Source organism: Paraburkholderia rhynchosiae, assembly GCF_002879865.1.
GTDB classification, from domain to species: Bacteria; Pseudomonadota; Gammaproteobacteria; order Burkholderiales; family Burkholderiaceae; genus Paraburkholderia; species Paraburkholderia rhynchosiae.
The window spans coordinates 17,083-32,510 of the sequence record NZ_PNXY01000048.1 but is presented as its reverse complement, the minus strand read 5'-3'; the positions used below and the strand labels follow the sequence as shown (position 1 = coordinate 32,510).

Annotated in this window: 10 protein-coding genes and 2 pseudogenes; 2 read left to right on the top strand and 10 right to left on the bottom strand. The window is 62.2% G+C overall.

From position 1 onward, the window contains the following. From C0Z16_RS33915 to C0Z16_RS39105, 9 genes and pseudogenes are all read right to left on the bottom strand, one after another. Positions 1–295: NTP transferase domain-containing protein (locus tag C0Z16_RS33915; protein WP_158244565.1), on the bottom strand; the 295-nt coding region annotated here is incomplete at its 3' end. Positions 296–391: 96 nt separating this feature from the next. After that, positions 392–1,621, bottom strand: a complete 1,230-nt coding sequence (locus tag C0Z16_RS33910; RefSeq protein WP_102636364.1) for a hypothetical protein — start codon at positions 1,619–1,621, stop codon at positions 392–394. 9 nt (positions 1,622–1,630) lie between these two features. After that, the gene (gene glmS, locus C0Z16_RS33905) at positions 1,631–3,460 is read right to left on the bottom strand and encodes a glutamine--fructose-6-phosphate transaminase (isomerizing) (RefSeq protein ID WP_102636363.1); all 1,830 of its coding nucleotides are present in this window, start codon (positions 3,458–3,460) and stop codon (positions 1,631–1,633) included. 51 nt (positions 3,461–3,511) lie between these two features. After that, positions 3,512–3,961: a hypothetical protein gene (locus C0Z16_RS33900; protein WP_102636362.1), complete on the bottom strand. Its 450-nt coding sequence runs from the start codon at positions 3,959–3,961 to the stop codon at positions 3,512–3,514. Positions 3,962–3,975: 14 nt separating this feature from the next. Continuing rightward, complete coding sequence (gene pgaC, locus C0Z16_RS33895; protein ID WP_102636361.1) at positions 3,976–5,304, bottom strand: poly-beta-1,6-N-acetyl-D-glucosamine synthase; 1,329 nt, start codon at positions 5,302–5,304, stop codon at positions 3,976–3,978. Between the two features lie 56 nt (positions 5,305–5,360). Continuing rightward, the gene (gene pgaB, locus C0Z16_RS33890) at positions 5,361–7,403 is read right to left on the bottom strand and encodes a poly-beta-1,6-N-acetyl-D-glucosamine N-deacetylase PgaB (protein WP_102636360.1); all 2,043 of its coding nucleotides are present in this window, start codon (positions 7,401–7,403) and stop codon (positions 5,361–5,363) included. Positions 7,404–7,409: 6 nt separating this feature from the next. Beyond that, entirely contained in the window at positions 7,410–9,470 is a 2,061-nt protein-coding gene (gene pgaA, locus C0Z16_RS33885; protein WP_102636359.1) for a poly-beta-1,6 N-acetyl-D-glucosamine export porin PgaA, read from the bottom strand. 1,360 nt (positions 9,471–10,830) lie between these two features. Next, positions 10,831–11,151, bottom strand: coding sequence for a type II toxin-antitoxin system PemK/MazF family toxin (locus C0Z16_RS33875; protein WP_102636358.1), 321 nt, complete (start codon positions 11,149–11,151; stop codon positions 10,831–10,833). Beyond that, positions 11,148–11,393 (bottom strand): annotated as a pseudogene (locus tag C0Z16_RS39105) (AbrB/MazE/SpoVT family DNA-binding domain-containing protein); the annotation flags it as partial. The gene C0Z16_RS33875 and the pseudogene C0Z16_RS39105, both read right to left, overlap by 4 nt. A gap of 689 nt (positions 11,394–12,082) precedes the next feature. On the opposite strand from C0Z16_RS39105, the pseudogene C0Z16_RS33860 reads away from it, so the two are divergent. Continuing rightward, a pseudogene (locus C0Z16_RS33860) lies at positions 12,083–12,381 on the top strand (DUF2182 domain-containing protein); the annotation flags it as partial. A 650-nt stretch (positions 12,382–13,031) separates the two neighbouring features. Here the strand turns inward: C0Z16_RS33860 and C0Z16_RS33855 are convergent. Beyond that, complete coding sequence (locus tag C0Z16_RS33855; RefSeq protein ID WP_102636356.1) at positions 13,032–13,322, bottom strand: hypothetical protein; 291 nt, start codon at positions 13,320–13,322, stop codon at positions 13,032–13,034. A gap of 682 nt (positions 13,323–14,004) precedes the next feature. Between C0Z16_RS33855 and C0Z16_RS33850 the strand changes: the two genes are divergently transcribed. Next, positions 14,005–15,375 (top strand): FAD-binding oxidoreductase, encoded by a 1,371-nt coding sequence (locus C0Z16_RS33850; protein WP_102636355.1) that lies wholly within the window; start codon positions 14,005–14,007, stop codon positions 15,373–15,375. Positions 15,376–15,428 lie beyond the last annotated feature (53 nt).

The window sequence follows — 15,428 nt, the reverse complement described above, 5'->3', positions numbered from 1 at the left end:
CGTAAAGCACGAGCGTGGGCACGGAAGGATCGAGAAGCGGCAAAGCCTGCTGCACCGCGTGGCCCGTGCCGAACTGCTGTTCCTGCACGGCAAACTGCACGTCGGGCGCGGCGACGGTCTCGCGTACGGCTTCTGCGCCATGGCCGATCACCACGACGAGCCGCATTGGCTTGAGCGTACGGGCAGTGTCGATGACATGAGCGAGGAGCGGCCGGCCGGCCAGGGGATGGAGCACCTTGGGAAGCGCGGAACGCATGCGCTTACCGGTGCCTGCCGCCAGAATCACGATATTCATGTCGTTAGCGATTAAAAAATTTCGGGCTGTTCGCCCGGATGACGAGGGTACGAAGGTCGATGCCGCGCGTGACTTGCAGTTGGTGATCAGCCCTCTTCACGGAGTCTCACAGCGATCCGCAGCCGTCTCCGGCTTCACCGAATTCAGGTCGAACTCCGCTTCCTGCAGCCCTTTCGGACTCGTTGCGACCCAATGCAATTGCGTCTGCGAGCGCACGAGCCCGACGCTGCCGGTGTAGGTCCATCTGATCGGCGATGGCTGCGTGCCTTCCAGTTCGATCGACGAAGCCGTCACGCGCAAATGCAGCAGCCGTCCATCCTGTGAGGGCGTGAACGCTCGATCGCCAATCACAGCGATACCCGCCTCACGCACCGACGCCGGCATACACGCGAGCGTCGCGGTGATCTCGCCGTTCTGATCGATGAGTTGCGCAAAGCCTTTGCCGTCGGCCCCCGTGGCGACCACCAGAAAGCGGTCGACGAACGGCACATAAGCCGCCGCATACGTGTAGTACTGCAAGCGTGGTGCAATCACGCGCGGCTCGCCGAGCGCGCCGGTCGCGGGGTCGAGCGTCGCGGCCTTGAGCCGCGCGAATGTCTCGCCGGGCACGTATTGCTGCCACATGAGCAGCGCGCGCGTCGGCGAACCGGCGATCATCGGCCACCACTCGCGCACTCGCCGCGCGACATCGACCGCCTGCATCAGTGCGCCATTACGGTCATAGATCTTTGCGTAGACGCCGTTACCGGTACCGAGATTGTCGACGCCGCCACCGTCGATCCAGTCGTTCGAATAGAACACAACGAAGCGCGGGCCCACCGCCGCGACGTGCCCCGAATGACCGCCCGACAGTACGTCGACCGGATAAGGCCGTACATCATGAAGGTTCGACGTGTAGACGCCGTAACGCTGGCTCACCTCGTTCGGCGTATTCCATCCGTCCTCGAACGTCACCATCACGCGGCCACCGTCGTTCTGCGCAACCGACACCGGCTCCTGCGCTTCCGGCCGACTGATAAACACGTGGGGCTTGCCGAGCTTCGCCTGCTGCGGCGTCCAGCGCGCGATGTACACGTCGTGCGTCCAGTTACGGTCGCGGCCCGCGCCGCGTGGCGGCAGGCCCGAGCTGCTGAAGAACACGGTCGATACGCCGCGCGCGTCGGTCGTCACGCCAATCCCGTGCATATAGGAGCGCAGATCGCCCGTCGGCACGCGCTGCGCGCTGGCCGCCTTCGCTCTGGCCCCGGCCGCCGACGCGCACGGGACGAGGCCAGACGCGAGGCCGCATGCGGCCGCCACTGCGAGAACTGCAAAGGTCGTTCGCATGCTGTCCGGTTACTCCACGGTGACGGATTTCGCGAGGTTGCGCGGCTTGTCGACATCGGTGCCCCGCGCGCACGCAGTGTGATACGCGAGCAACTGCAACGGCACGACATGCAGGATCGGCGACAGCGGCCCATAGTGCTCGGGCAGCCGGATCACGCGCACCCCTTCGCCGCTTGCGACCTGCGCATCGGCATCCGCAAGCACGAACAGCTGTCCGCCACGCGCGCGCACTTCCTGCATGTTCGACCTCAACTTTTCGAGCAGCGCATCGTTCGGCGCAATCGTGATGACCGGCATTTCGTTAGTGACGAGCGCGAGCGGCCCATGCTTCAGCTCGCCCGCTGGATACGCCTCGGCATGCACGTACGAGATTTCCTTCAGCTTCAGTGCACCTTCCAGTGCGATCGGAAAGTGCACGCCGCGCCCAAGAAAGAGCGCATGCTCCTTGCGCGCCAGCGCCTGCGCCCATGCGACGATCTGCGGCTCCAGCGCGAGCACGCTGTTCAGCGCGGCCGGAAGATGATGCAGTTGCCGCAATGCGTGCGCTTCCTGGTCGGCTCGCACGTGGCCGCGTTCCTTGCCGAGCGTGAGCGCAAGCAGGAACAGCGCGACCAGTTGCGTCGTGAAGGCTTTCGTCGATGCGACGCCGATCTCCGGTCCGGCGCCGGTCAGGTACCGCAATTCCGTGAGCCGCATCATCGAGCTGTGCGGCACGTTGCAGATCGCGAGCGTATGGTGATGGCCGATCTGTTGCGCGTGCTTCAGCGCGGCGAGCGTATCGGCCGTCTCGCCCGATTGCGATACGACGACGACCATTGCGCACGGATTCACCACGCTCTCGCGATAGCGATACTCGCTCGCGATTTCCACCTGCGTGGGAATCCCGGCGATCGATTCGAACCAGTATTTTGCCGTCAGCGCCGAATAGTAGCTCGTGCCGCACGCCAGCAGCAGCAGCGAATCGATCTCGCCGAAAGCGCGTTCCGCCTTCGCGCCGAACAGCGCGGGCGCGATCGCGCGCACGCGCTCGGTCGCATCGGCGACCACCTGCGGCTGCTCGAAGATTTCCTTCTGCATGTAGTGGCGATACGGGCCGAGTTCCGCCGCGTAGTGGCTCGCGTGCTGCGTTTGCACTTCACGCCGCACGCTCGCGCCGTCGCGATCGACGATATGCACGCCATCGCACGACAGCACTGCGACGTCCCCCTCTTCGAGGAACATGAAATGCTCCGCGGTGCCTGACAGCGCCATTGCATCCGACGCGAGATAAGTGCCGCTCTCGCCGACCCCGATCACGAGCGGCGAACCGGCACGCGCGCCGATCACGCGGTCCGGCTCGTTCTTCGCGAACACCGCGATCGCATACGCGCCGCGCAGACGCTGCAACGAGCCTTGCACGGCCGTCAGCAGATCACGCGATTCGTCCTGTTCGCGCATGTAGTGAATCAGATGCGCGATCACTTCCGTGTCGGTATCCGATTCGAACGCGTAGCCGAGCCGTTTTAGTTCCTCACGCAGTGCTTCATGATTTTCGATGATGCCGTTGTGAACCAGCGCGATCTCGTCGCGCGAAAAGATCGGGTGCGCGTTGTCGGTGACGGGCGCGCCGTGCGTCGCCCAGCGCGTATGCGCGATGCCTACCGTACCTGACAGCCGTGCTTCCTCGATCTGCGCCGCGAGATTCGCGACGCGCTCGACGCTGCGCACGCGGCGCGGCGCCCCGTGCTGCCATACCGCAACACCGCACGAGTCGTAGCCGCGATATTCGAGGCGGCGCAATCCCTCGGTCAGAACCGCGACAACGTCGCGTTGCGCCACTGCTCCTACTATTCCGCACATGGTGGTCTCCGTGGTGCGTTCAATACGGGTTGTAATATCTGCGCGGCGCCTTCAGGCCGCCTGACGCTCGAACTCGGGCATCGACACGACGTGCGAGATGGTGCCGTCGTCGTCGTGATAGGCGACGAGGCAGCGGCCCGCGTTGCCGACGGCAATTTCGCGCGTGGCATCGTAGGACACGTCATCGCTGACGGGCATCCGGCGCGCGCGGTTGGTGTTCATCGCATCCATCTGGCGCCCGAAGGTCCAGATGATCATCGCCGCGGCGACGGCCGCGATGCCGGTGATGCCTGGCATGAACGCGTCGAGTGACAACTCCTCGGGACTCGCATTCGCAAGACACCAGCGGAAGTAGACGGCCGCCAGCACCCACATGCAGAGCACGAGCGCCGGCCGCACGACGCGATACCACGCGACCGAGCGCATCGCCTGGGCCTTGCTGGATTCTCTTGTGAACTGAGCGATGGACTGCTTCGAAACATCGATGATCGGGAAGTTCATGGTGTGTGCCCTTGTCAGGAAGGTTGACTTGATTGCGTAAGTTCGAGCGAGGCATCGTGCTCCGGTTGCGCAGCCAACCCTGTGGATGAATCGACCGTCACGGCACCGCTCGCGCGGATGCCGCGATCGGGACTGACCCAGCGCGCGCGCTTGCGGCGCCGCTGGCTGACGACGCCGGGCAATGCGATGACCGACGCAATCATGCTGATGGCCCAGAACGCGGCCGGATACCAGACGGTGTCGATGAAATAACGCAACAGGTTGCTGTCATAGCGCCGGTCGATCAGACAGCCGAGCAGGATCTGCGCGCAGCCCGTGGCGAACAGCAGCACACCTGTGCCACGCGGGACGAACGCGAAGCGCCATGTTTCCGGCAGCGTAAATATCGCCGTGATCGCCATCATCACGAGTGTGAACAGCATGCAGTACGCCCACACGATGCTGACTGCGTATTCGAGAAAGATCGGCCACATCATCATGTTGCGACGGGACAGCACCTCACCCGCATACTTGAACAGCACCTGGATACCGCCCTTGGCCCACCGCAGACGCTGCTTGTAGAGGCCGCGGAGCGTCTCGGGCATCAGGATCCAGCTCAGCGCGCGCGATTCGAAATGAACGTGCCAGCCCTGCACCTGGAGCTTCCAGCTGATGTCGATGTCCTCTGTCAGCATGTCGGAACTCCAGTAGCCGACTTCCTGCAACGCGCGCTTGCGGAACATCGACACCACGCCCGATACCGTCAGCAAACGCCCGTACAAATGCTGTGTGCGTTTGATGAGGCCGACGATTGACGAGAATTCTCCCACCTGCATGCGTCCCAGCAGCGACGAGCGCGTGCGGATGCGCGGGTTGCCCGTCACGGCGCCCACCGACGCATCATCGATAAAGTGGCGCAGCATCCAGCCGATCGCTTCCTTGTCGAGCAGCGAGTCGCCGTCGATGCACATCAGGTACTCGGCGTCGCTCAGCATCGCGGCCGTCGTGAGGCCAATTGCCTTGCCCTCGTTCTGGTGCTGATGCACGACCACCAGCTTCGGATAGACGTTGACCAGCTCGTTCAGGATCGCGCCCGTTTCGTCACGACTGCCGTCGTTGATTGCGATGATGGTGTAGTTGGGATAGTTCAGCTGATCCAGACACGCAATCACCTCGCGCACGTTGTCCGCCTCGTTGTAGCAGGGCACCACGACCGACACTTTCGGATAAGACGGCAGCGGTCCGGCCGTCTTCTGGCTCGCGTGCTTCCGTTCGATCAGCAGATAGTGCAGCAGTCCGCCCACCATCCACAGATATGCCATCAGCAGCGGATAGTAAAAGACGAAGTTCGATATGACGCTCATCACATTTTTCATTGTTGTCCCCTAGCAGGGCTGTGCGTGGCGGGTTCACCCGACACTCAGCCCAACATTCCCTGGTTGGATCGCAGCGTGCTTTGCACCGACATCACGTCGCGCAACACGGTCGTGTCCGGCCGGTTCGCGATGAAGTCGTCGGGCCCGTAGCCCAGGTGCACGACGCCCGCCGCATTGAGCCGCTTCATCTGCGCGCGCAGCACGCCCGCTTCGACAGGGCGTTGCGACTCACGGTTGACGGCCGGCAACTCGAACACTGTCTTCGCCAGTGCGCCCGGCTGCTTCCCCACTGCCTTTGTCAGTCCGTCGAGCCATGCATCGTCCGGCCGTTCACCGGCGGCTCCGGGCGCCGCGACCAGTGCGATGAAGTCGTAATTCACGAGCGACGATGCGAGGCTCTGCGAGAAGTTGCGCTCCGCGTTCGCATCGAATACGGCTTCGGCGGGCAGCGTGCGCGCGGTCAATACGTTGCCGCCGCCCTGATAGGCGCGCACCCGCTCGGCGAGCTGGTTCGTGAGCGCGTTCAGATACGCGGTCTTGCCGGCGACCCAGCGCTGCATCAGATCGTCCGATGCGTGGATCTGCGCGATGTCGGCCGGCAGGCCCCACGACCGGTAGACAGCAAGCGCCGCAGCGCTCGTATCTTCATAGGCGTTGAGCGCCGCGTCTGGCCCGAACACCACGCCGTTGAAGCTCGCATAGCGCGTGAGGTCGTCGTAAAGGTCCTGAATCACGCTGCGCGCGACGGGATCGAATGGGCTAAGGCGCGGCATGCGCACGTTGCGCGCGGCATTTGGGCTGCCGGCCGCCACTTCGACGAGACGGCCCGAAGCCGCATGCTGCGGCGGCAATGCGAACGCCAGCAGTGGCATGCGGGCGTAGACCTGCACGCCGGCGCGCGTGATCAGTTGCCACGCAGTGCGGTTGAACAGATCGGCGCGCATCGGCAGGTGGCGGTTCGGGAAGTACGTCGCGCGCGCAACACCGGTGTTGTCGGGGTCCGAATACGCCTGCAGATACACCGACTTCGGTTCGAGATCCTTGATGCGGTCGAGCAGCCGGCCCAGCTTCTCTTCCCTCTTCTGCGGGTCCCGGTCGTACATCTGGTCGAGCGATACGTTGACGACGCGCTCCACCGGGTTGTGCTCGCCGCGATACGCTCGTGACGAACGCATCTGCGCGATCATCGTGCCGACGTCCCAGTCATACGACACGAGCAGGCGCCGGATCTGCGTGAGGGGCACGTCGGGCGTGTTCGGCCCGTCGTCGAGAGTGAAGTGCACGGCCATGCCGAGCGCCTGCGACGCCTTGATCAGCGCGGCGTTGTACATGCCGTACGGCCATACCGCGGAGCGCACGGTGACGCCCGTGTTCTGCCTGATCAGATCGGCGCTGCGCTGCAGGTCGCCCTGCACGCGTGCCTGATATTCGTCGTCGGTTTCATAGCGTTCCAGATCGGCGAGATACAGATGCGCGCTGGCGGCGGGCAGCTCGTTGCCTTGCGGATTCGCGAGCGCGCCGTGGTGCATGTCGTGCGTGTGCGACGCGATTTCGACGAGACCGGATTGCGCCATTTCGCGCAGATCGTCCCAGCTCATGAAGTAGTCGGGCGGCATCACGGACTTGTGGCTGATCCGCACCGCCTGACCGGCCGGCGTATCGGTCCAGCGCGTCACGACGCCGATCAGCGCCGGATAGCCGTATTGCTGCAACAGCGGGAACGCGCGGGTGTACTGGCTTTTATAGGCATCGTCGAAGGTGAGCAGCACGGCGCGCGGCGGCAGGCGCGGCCCGCCGTTGCGTGACGCGACGATCTGATCGACGCTGACCGGGTGAAAGTCTTTCGCCTTCAGCCACGCGAAGATCGTGCTAAGCGTCGCGGTACTGATCGCGCAGGTGTCGGCGACCGTCGACACGTCCGCGTGAAGGTCGTCGCGCACGTCGTGGATGGCGAGCACGCGGAACGTGAGGCCGTCGTCGGCGTCCGGCGGCGGCAAACGGTCGAGAGCGACGCGCGCCTGCGCGGCGGGGACCGCGGCGAGCCCGGCGGCGAAAGCAAGAAAGCGTCTGCGGGTGAGCTTGTCCATGATGGCCTACAGAGGAATGTTCAGGTTCAGGTAGATGAGCTTGCTGGTCTCGCGAACGCGGTCCATGCGCTGGCTCGCTACACCGATGCCGTAGGCGAGCGATGCGTGCGCGCTGAACTGCCACTGCTGTTCGAGGCGAACCTCCCACAGCATGCTGGTGCTGATGTCGGTCTGCCGGTAGCCACCGACCGTTGCATAGGCGCGGTTCGCGAGCGACTGATCCGCGTTGCGCCACGAGGTCCACTGGTACATCGCAGTGAGCTGCGCGGTCAGGTCACGATGCGGACTGAAGTACGCGGCGTTCGTGAGCGTGTTGCTGCTCGTATTCAGCTCGACCCAGGTCGCGACGAGGTGGCTGGGCGTGTTGATCAGGCGCTCGTACCACGTCGCCACCCACGACTGATTGAGGTTCGAGTCGCTGTAGCGCACGGCACCGTAAGCGAGTTCGAAGTAGCGGTAATCGTCCACGTCGTAGCGGATCTCGCCCGTCGCCGCGCGGCCCGTTACGCCCGCCCGATAGGCCTTCCACGGCAGCGTGTTGACGTTGCTGTCGACGCCCGCCGAGAATTTCCAGTGATCGTCGGGCGCGAAGCGCAGACTGCCGGCGCCGCCCGTTTTCGCCTGCGGTCCTGTCGAGCGGTCCACTTCGGCGGCTGCATCAATGCCATGAAACCGGAAGTCGCCGCCGATGCCGTTGCGAATGCGGCTCACGCTGTTGCCGTCGCCGGTGTTTGCGCGTCCGCTGAACTGATGCGCGAAGACGCGCCAGTAGTTCGCGATCGGCGTCGAATAGAGTTGCGTATCGACGCCCCAGTCGTTGTCCGCGATGACCGAGTTGCCCTTCTGTCCGTTCGCCGCGACGATCAGTTGCGGGCTCTTGTATGCCTCGAAGTCGCGTTGAAACGTCTTCACCGTGTTGTTGTCCGGGAAGCGGTCGCCGAACGTCGCGTTGACTTCCGCGGCGCGGTCATACTGGTTCAGTTGCAACGCGGTCCTGCCGAGGCCCGCAAGCGTTTCGACGTCGCCTGGGTGATCGACGAGCGTGCCCGCGTAGACCTGCTCCGCCTGATGCGGGCGCTGCTGCACAAGCGTTGCATCCGCTCGTGCGCTGATCAACGCGGGATCGAACGGCGCTTCGTGACGCAGGTTGTCGAGCGCGGCAACGCCTTCGCGCGTGCGGTCCGTGTAGAGCAGGTACTGAGCCTGCAGCTTCTTCACACGGCCATAGTCTTCGCTGACGTCTTCCGGATGCTCGGCGAGATCCGCGCGAATCGGCGTGCTCACCGTGATCGACTTCAGTAGTTGCTGCGCATTCTCGAAACGGCCCGAGTCGAGGTAGGCAAAGAAGAGACCTTCCTGCACGTCGATGCGCTTGAGCGCGTGCGGTTCGAGCGACGGCGTGAGTGGCTCGACGGGCGTCTGCAACGCACGCTCATAAGCCGGCGCGGCCTTGCGCGGCTCGTCGAGATAGGTGTAGGCGTCACCCGCAGCGGCGTAGGTATGCGCAGGCATCGGTTGCGGCGAGCGCGCGAGATCTTCGTACAGCGCCGTCGCTTCCTTCATGCGCCCGACGCCTTGCAGTACCGCGACACGTTCGGCGAGCACCGCACGGCGCAGGTCCTCGTAGTCTTCGCCGGCCGGCATGCGACCGAGCATGTCGTCGATGTGGTGAAGCGCGGCCCGGGTCTGCGCAAGCCGATCGGGCTCGTCCGTGGCGAGCGATTGCTGACGTCCCCAACGCACTTCCGTTTCAACGACGAGCGCTTCGATCTGCAGCAGATCATGTTCGGAGAATGCATCCGCACTGGCACGCGCCTCCTGCAACGCAACTTGCGGAGCGCCCGCGCTGGCTTCTTCAAAAACGCGTTTGCGAAGCTGATCGCGTTCGGACACGACCTTCCCTTGTGCAACCGTGGTTTTCGCGATGGTCCCTTCTGCGACGTTCCCCGGTGCCTCCGACGCAGCGCTCGGCTGCGGCGCGCAATAGTCACGCATCAACAGCATCAGCAGCAGGGCTGTCGCCTTGACAGCCGCGCGCTTGCGTCGGCTAGAGCTTTTCGTTTTCATGGTTCCTCGTTTGTCGATACCGACGTTCAGACAAATCGAGGCCATGCGTCATGCAAATGACGCATGGAGAACATTCAGAGAGCCTCGGAGGTCTGGCGTGCGGCGTAGAAGTTCAGGGTCTTATTCGGCAAGCAGTCACTGCTATCGCAACGACCGGGTCCAGCAGCCGGCGAGGCATATAGCGAAGCCCGTGCCAGGAGGTGCCCAATCCTTTACCGGCAACAATTCGACTGCTGAAGGATGTTGCGGTGCAACCATCGAGGGCTAAATACGTTTCATCGATGAACTGTTCGAAGAATGCGAAATCATCGTCAGGGACGCGAATAGCCAAATGAAACCAAGGGCTCGCTTGACGCAGGCCGATGCACGGCAATGGCCCGCTTGTGCTATCGCAATAGACTCGAAGTGTTTCAAACGCGATACAGCACGCCAGCCATGCATTGATGATGTTGTGTAAGGCGAAAACACCACACCGCGTAGACGCCCTTTTGACGAGTGGAAAAACCCGGATGAAATCGATCTTGAACGGGAATAAGCCAGTACATCTCGATGCACGCGTGCAGAAAAACACTTCTGGAACGTTTGCCGCAAGATGTGTCGCAACGCTTGCACCGCCCTCTTGCGGCGACGCGTTCACATGTGGTCTAACGCACAGAGCAAGCGCATGCGCGTTGTGTATTGTCGCGTTGCAAAGATCGCCGCAATAATTAAATCAGTGTTGCTAAGTAAGATGGCGCCGTGCAAAACGGTGCGGGCGGGCTTGGATATGGGGCCGCCAAGCGACCGGTTGGCAAGAGTTGGCGGATGGCGGAGACGTAGGTCCGCGTCAGGGGAGAATGGCGGTATCTTTAAGGACGTGCAAGGTGGAGACGGGAGCGTGGAAAGAACGTTAGCAACGCCAAGGAAGAACAAATGGGCTCGATGCTGTCGTCAACCTCGCAGCTGTCCGTGCCGACAAAAGCGCTTGTGATAGCAATGCGCGATAAAATCCGCGAGGGGGCGCTTCCACGGATATCGATCACGCGCTCAAAGAATTCGAGAACCGCAAGGTACGCGTATTGATCGGAGAGAACGTGGTGGACACTCCCCGTCGTCAGGCCCCTGAACCCTTCGCCGAATGAAAGCTTCACTTCACCCATTGACGTCCCATTGTTCGCGCCCGCTCGCGTATCCGTGGACGCTTGCGTGCGATTGCGGCTCCGCTTTGCCTGCGCCTTCTTTCCCGCCGCTCTCCCCGTCACAGCGCTGATCTCCCAAAGCTCACATTCGGAGTATACGGGGCCGCTCCGCTTGCCGCCGAACCTCCACGCGCCGCTGGGAAAGCGAGCCACGGTCCAGAGTCTTTCGACCATTGCCTCTCCTACTCAGCAAACACTTCCTGCAAGATGTGCAGGGTGTCCGACATCGTTCTATCGGCAATTGCGCCTTCTTTCTTTACCATGCGCACCTTGTCTACGGCCCGGATCCGGTCAAACAGGATCAACCCGTGTTTTCGTTTGAACGTCACTGGGATGCGGAAAGGCGCCGAGCGTCCCTTCGAGGTCATCGGTGCCACGATGACCGTTCGCAGGTGGTCGTGCATTTCAGGCGGCGACACCACAACACCGGGCCGTGTCTTTTGAATTTCGCTTCCCAATGTCGGATCAAGCCCGACGAGACAGACTTCGCCGCGCACTGCCATGCGAACTCCGCATCGTCGGCGTTTCCAAACTCACCCATCACCACTGCGTCGTCACCGGCATCGGCTAGCGCCTTGCTCGCCTCGGCCCAACCTTCACGCGCTTTGTGGCGCGGGCGCCGAAGCACAATCGCGTCGTCTTCCACTTCCATTTCGACTTCGTTCTCCAACCCAAGCTGCACGAGGACGGGCTTTGGAATCAGCACACACTGCGAATTACCCATTCTGCGGATCGTCGTTTTCATATAACGCCGACGTAATAACAATGTTACTTGCCCGTACATGTCATTGTGCGGCTGCGCGCTTCGCAGGGAGGTCATTCTTGCCCGGACGTCCGCGCCAGTCTGTACCACTGCCGACGCAGGAGGCGTGATTCTTTGAGGCAGACCGAGGTCACCCATAACGGTGTCGAGACCGCCAGCAGCAGCAGCCCCATCTCGGCGCGTCGCAACGGCGTTTAACGCTTTGCGCGCGCCGGCGCGTCAGGCCTCCCCTTTCGCCCCAATCTATCCTTGAAAGCGACAGGGGAAAAACAAACCATCGGCATATTGGATTCGCATTATTCGGTGAAAAGCCTAAATTTCGACAGGTCCTGTCGGCGTTCGCAGTCATCGCTTTTGCCGAATGAGGACCGTGCTGGCGCAAGTTTTTGCCAGAACCCATCATCTGCGCCGTGTCGTTGCCGCCGATAAATTCGGACGCCAGGCAGAGCGGCGGTGATAGCCATCATTCACTTGTCGAGCTCATGGTCAAGAGGAGTCGAATCCATCGAACAAACCGATTTCGGCGCATTTGAGCGCGAAAGTTGCGAGTCGGTAGCAGGACCTTGTCACGAGTATTTCACTGAGTTGACCACGCAGTCGAACGACGCCTTGCTCGATACGCTCGGTATCAGTCAGGGCGCGCGTTTTTTCTCGACGTAGCATCGGGTCCGGGTGTCTATCAGTTGTCGCAGCTCAAGCGCGCCTGCCTGACGCAGTGCCGTTCACCAGTCAATTTCCTCACTGCGCACTGGCGTGCTGGCGTCGCAGGCAGCATCCAGCTCGGGATGCGTCATCGGATTTACTGCGTGGGTTGCTGTTGGCTGCTAATGCATTGTTGTTCGTCGGCGGCATCATGAATCTCGTCTGGATTGCCGCGATGGCGCTAATTGTTTTCGTGATCCTGCCCGGCGGTGAGCGCGTCGGCCGCGTGCAGGGCGTCGTGCTGATCGCTTGGCAGGCCTCACCCTGAAGGTGTGATCGGCTATTCTTTTCCCACCCGGTCGTTGAATGACCGAACAACCGCATCCGTTAGTAACTCAGCGCCCCTTGGCACCCTTAGCAAAGAAACCTCATCGTAAATGCCCATATTTGTTGGCGCGGCGTGGGCGCGGTACGTAACGGCACGAGGCGCAACGTCACGGCGCTATGATTCACTTTCCAGCTGGCGGCCGAAGTCGCTGGCGAATAACGGGTTGTGGCCGAGCACGGTCCAATGCGAGAGCCAGCGACGCGTGCAACGTCGATCCGGCCGCGTCAGGCACTGATCGGACCCACTCGGGCCAGGTGATCCTCTCCCGGACCGGCCGTTCAACGTTTGACATGAGTCACGTCCTCGGCTGTCCGCGACTCGCCGCTCGATGAAAACAAAACGGATGCGTACGTTGGACCGGCAGCGGCGTGGTGCTGCTTGTTCGCGGAGAACGCTGCCGGGTTCAACACAAGCCGTCCGCAGCCCCCTCATGAGATCGCGGAATTCTCAATCCGCTCAGTGGGCTCTTCCGGATAATGTAAAAGCTCCGGTGAACTGGGCAAGAAGTGTGCTTGTGCAGCAGCCGGTGAGGCCGCTTGCAACTTCGCAATCCGCGCGCTGATTTCAGGGGTGCCAGTGGAGGGGCAAAGTTACTTCAGGTGAATGAGGACTGATCCCTCCGATATTTCTGGCGCGGCCGCGCCCGTGTTTCCAGCGTTCTTCGCGATCCAGTCCTTCGCCTTTTGCACGCTTTCATCGATGCCCGCCTTGTCTTGGCAGACAGTAACGGAGAATCCGCCATCGCCGCTGCGTGCGAGCGTGTAGCCGACGAAACCGTTGACCGAACGCAGCAGTTCTTCGACGTCAGCCGCTCTTTTCTCCAGCAGATCGAATAGCTCCTTTGCACCCTTTCCGGAATATGTCCTTATTACGGTTTGCATGATTGTCTCCTCCTGTTTCATGGACCAACACGACGAGCACGCCGCAGAAACAATGTGTGCAGCCTCCTCGAACTGCTCTTCGGGACGGCGTGGAGTGTGCGCAACGAATCGAGAAGGCCGCGCACCTGAGATCCGCGAGCCTTACCAAGTGTAGTCACTGTGCCGCCACAGTAAACCTGCAAAGCGATGCAGAATCTTGGGTGTCCTCACCGAACGTCGGCAATGGGACCGTACTCCGCGCGATCCCTTGCTGGCGACTGGCTGTATCAATGGCATATCCCGGACCCGAAAGAGACCTTGGGAATTCCCGGCAGCGGCCATTCAGATGACCATTTGAGGCTGCGACGGGCGCTTCCATGCCGTCTGGCCGGTCAAGTTCTCTGGTTGGACGCGCCCCTTTTTTCTCCTGGACAAAGAGCGGCCGCCGATTGGTTCATTTGACAGGTTGCTCGCTCGTCTTTCTTCCGGTTGCCGATCGGAAGTTCCATCGAAGCACTATGCTTTTGATCATGTGAGGGGCGAGGCTAAGGCACGCGTACGGCTAGCAGATACGTGCGTAAATGCTGATTGGTCCCACGCGCCGATTTCGTTCCTGTGCACTGTTCGGCGCGAGGCTTCCTGGTACGTCAGCGCGTCGTCGCGCGGGCGCGCAATGGAGTAACTCTTTAAAGAGGGCGGCGTCATGGACGAATTTGCGATTCAGGGATTTCGCGGGAGGCTGATCGGTCCGTCAGACAAGGACTACGACGAGGCGCGAGCGCTGTACAACGGCATGATCGATAAGCGGCCCAGGGTGATCGCTCGCTGCACCGACGCCGCCGATGTCATAGCGGCGGTCAACTACGCGCGCGATAACCAACTGCTTCTCGCAATCCGTGGAGGCGGACACAACGGCCCCGGTTTGGGCAGCTGCGACGGTGGGCTGGTCATCGATCTGTCGCAGATGCGCAGCGTGCGCGTCGACCCAGCGAGCCGCACCGTGCGTGTCGATCCAGGCTGCACTGCAGCGGATCTCGATCACGCGACCCACGCCTTTGGCCTCGCCGTACCGGTCGGCATCGTCGGCAGCACCGGGGTCGCAGGCCTGACCTTGGGCGGAGGAACCGGCTACCTCACGCGCAAGCACGGCCTCACCGTCGACAATTTGCTGGAGGTGGATGTCGTGCTGGCCGACGGCTCTTTCGTCACCGCTAACAAGGACCAGCACGTTGACCTCTTCTGGGCGGTGCGCGGCGGCGGCGGTAACTTCGGCGTGGTCACGAGTTTTCTGTTTCAGGCCCACTGGGCCAGAATGGTGTTCGCCGGTCCGATCTTCTGGGACGCCCAGGACGCCCGGCAGGTTATGGCGATGTACCGCGACTTCATCCCACACGCCCCCGAAGAGCTGGGTCTGTTTGTCGGCCTCAAAACCGTGCCTCCAACCGATCCCTTCCCCAACGAGCACTGGAACAAACGCGCCTGTGCTCTGATCGGCGCTTTCAACGGGCCGATCCCAGAAGGTCAGAAGCTCATGGCCTCGCTGCTCGAGAAACTGCCCGACCCGCTGTTCAACTGGATGGGCGAGATGCCGTGGACTGCCATCAACAGTCTGTTCGACCCGTTCTTCCCTAAAGGCTTGCAGTGGTACTGGAAGGGCGACTTTGTCAAGGCGCTGCCTGATGAGGCGATCGACGTGCACATCGCCAACGCGCTCAACGCACCGACCCCATTCTGCCTGATGCACCTTTACCCCATAGACGGCGCCGTTCGGCGGGTACCCAGGGATGCCACGCCATGGAGCGCGCGGGACGCGTCTTTTTCGATGGTAATTGCCGCGATTAGTCCGGATCCCAAGGACGCGGAGGCGCTTAAGACCTGGGGCCGTGCCTACTGGAGGGCTATCCATCCGTTCAATCTGGAAGGCGCCTACGTCAACTTCCTCGATGCCGACGAGGCCGAGAACCGAGTCGAACTAAGCTACGGCGCAAACTACGAGCGCCTCGCCTCGATCAAGGCGAAGTACGATCCCAATAACCTGTTCAGAGTCAACCAGAACATTAAGCCAAAAGCGTGAATCGACGCGCGCGGCCTTGCGCGCCCGCGCCGCGTGGCGATGTCCAGCGCGAA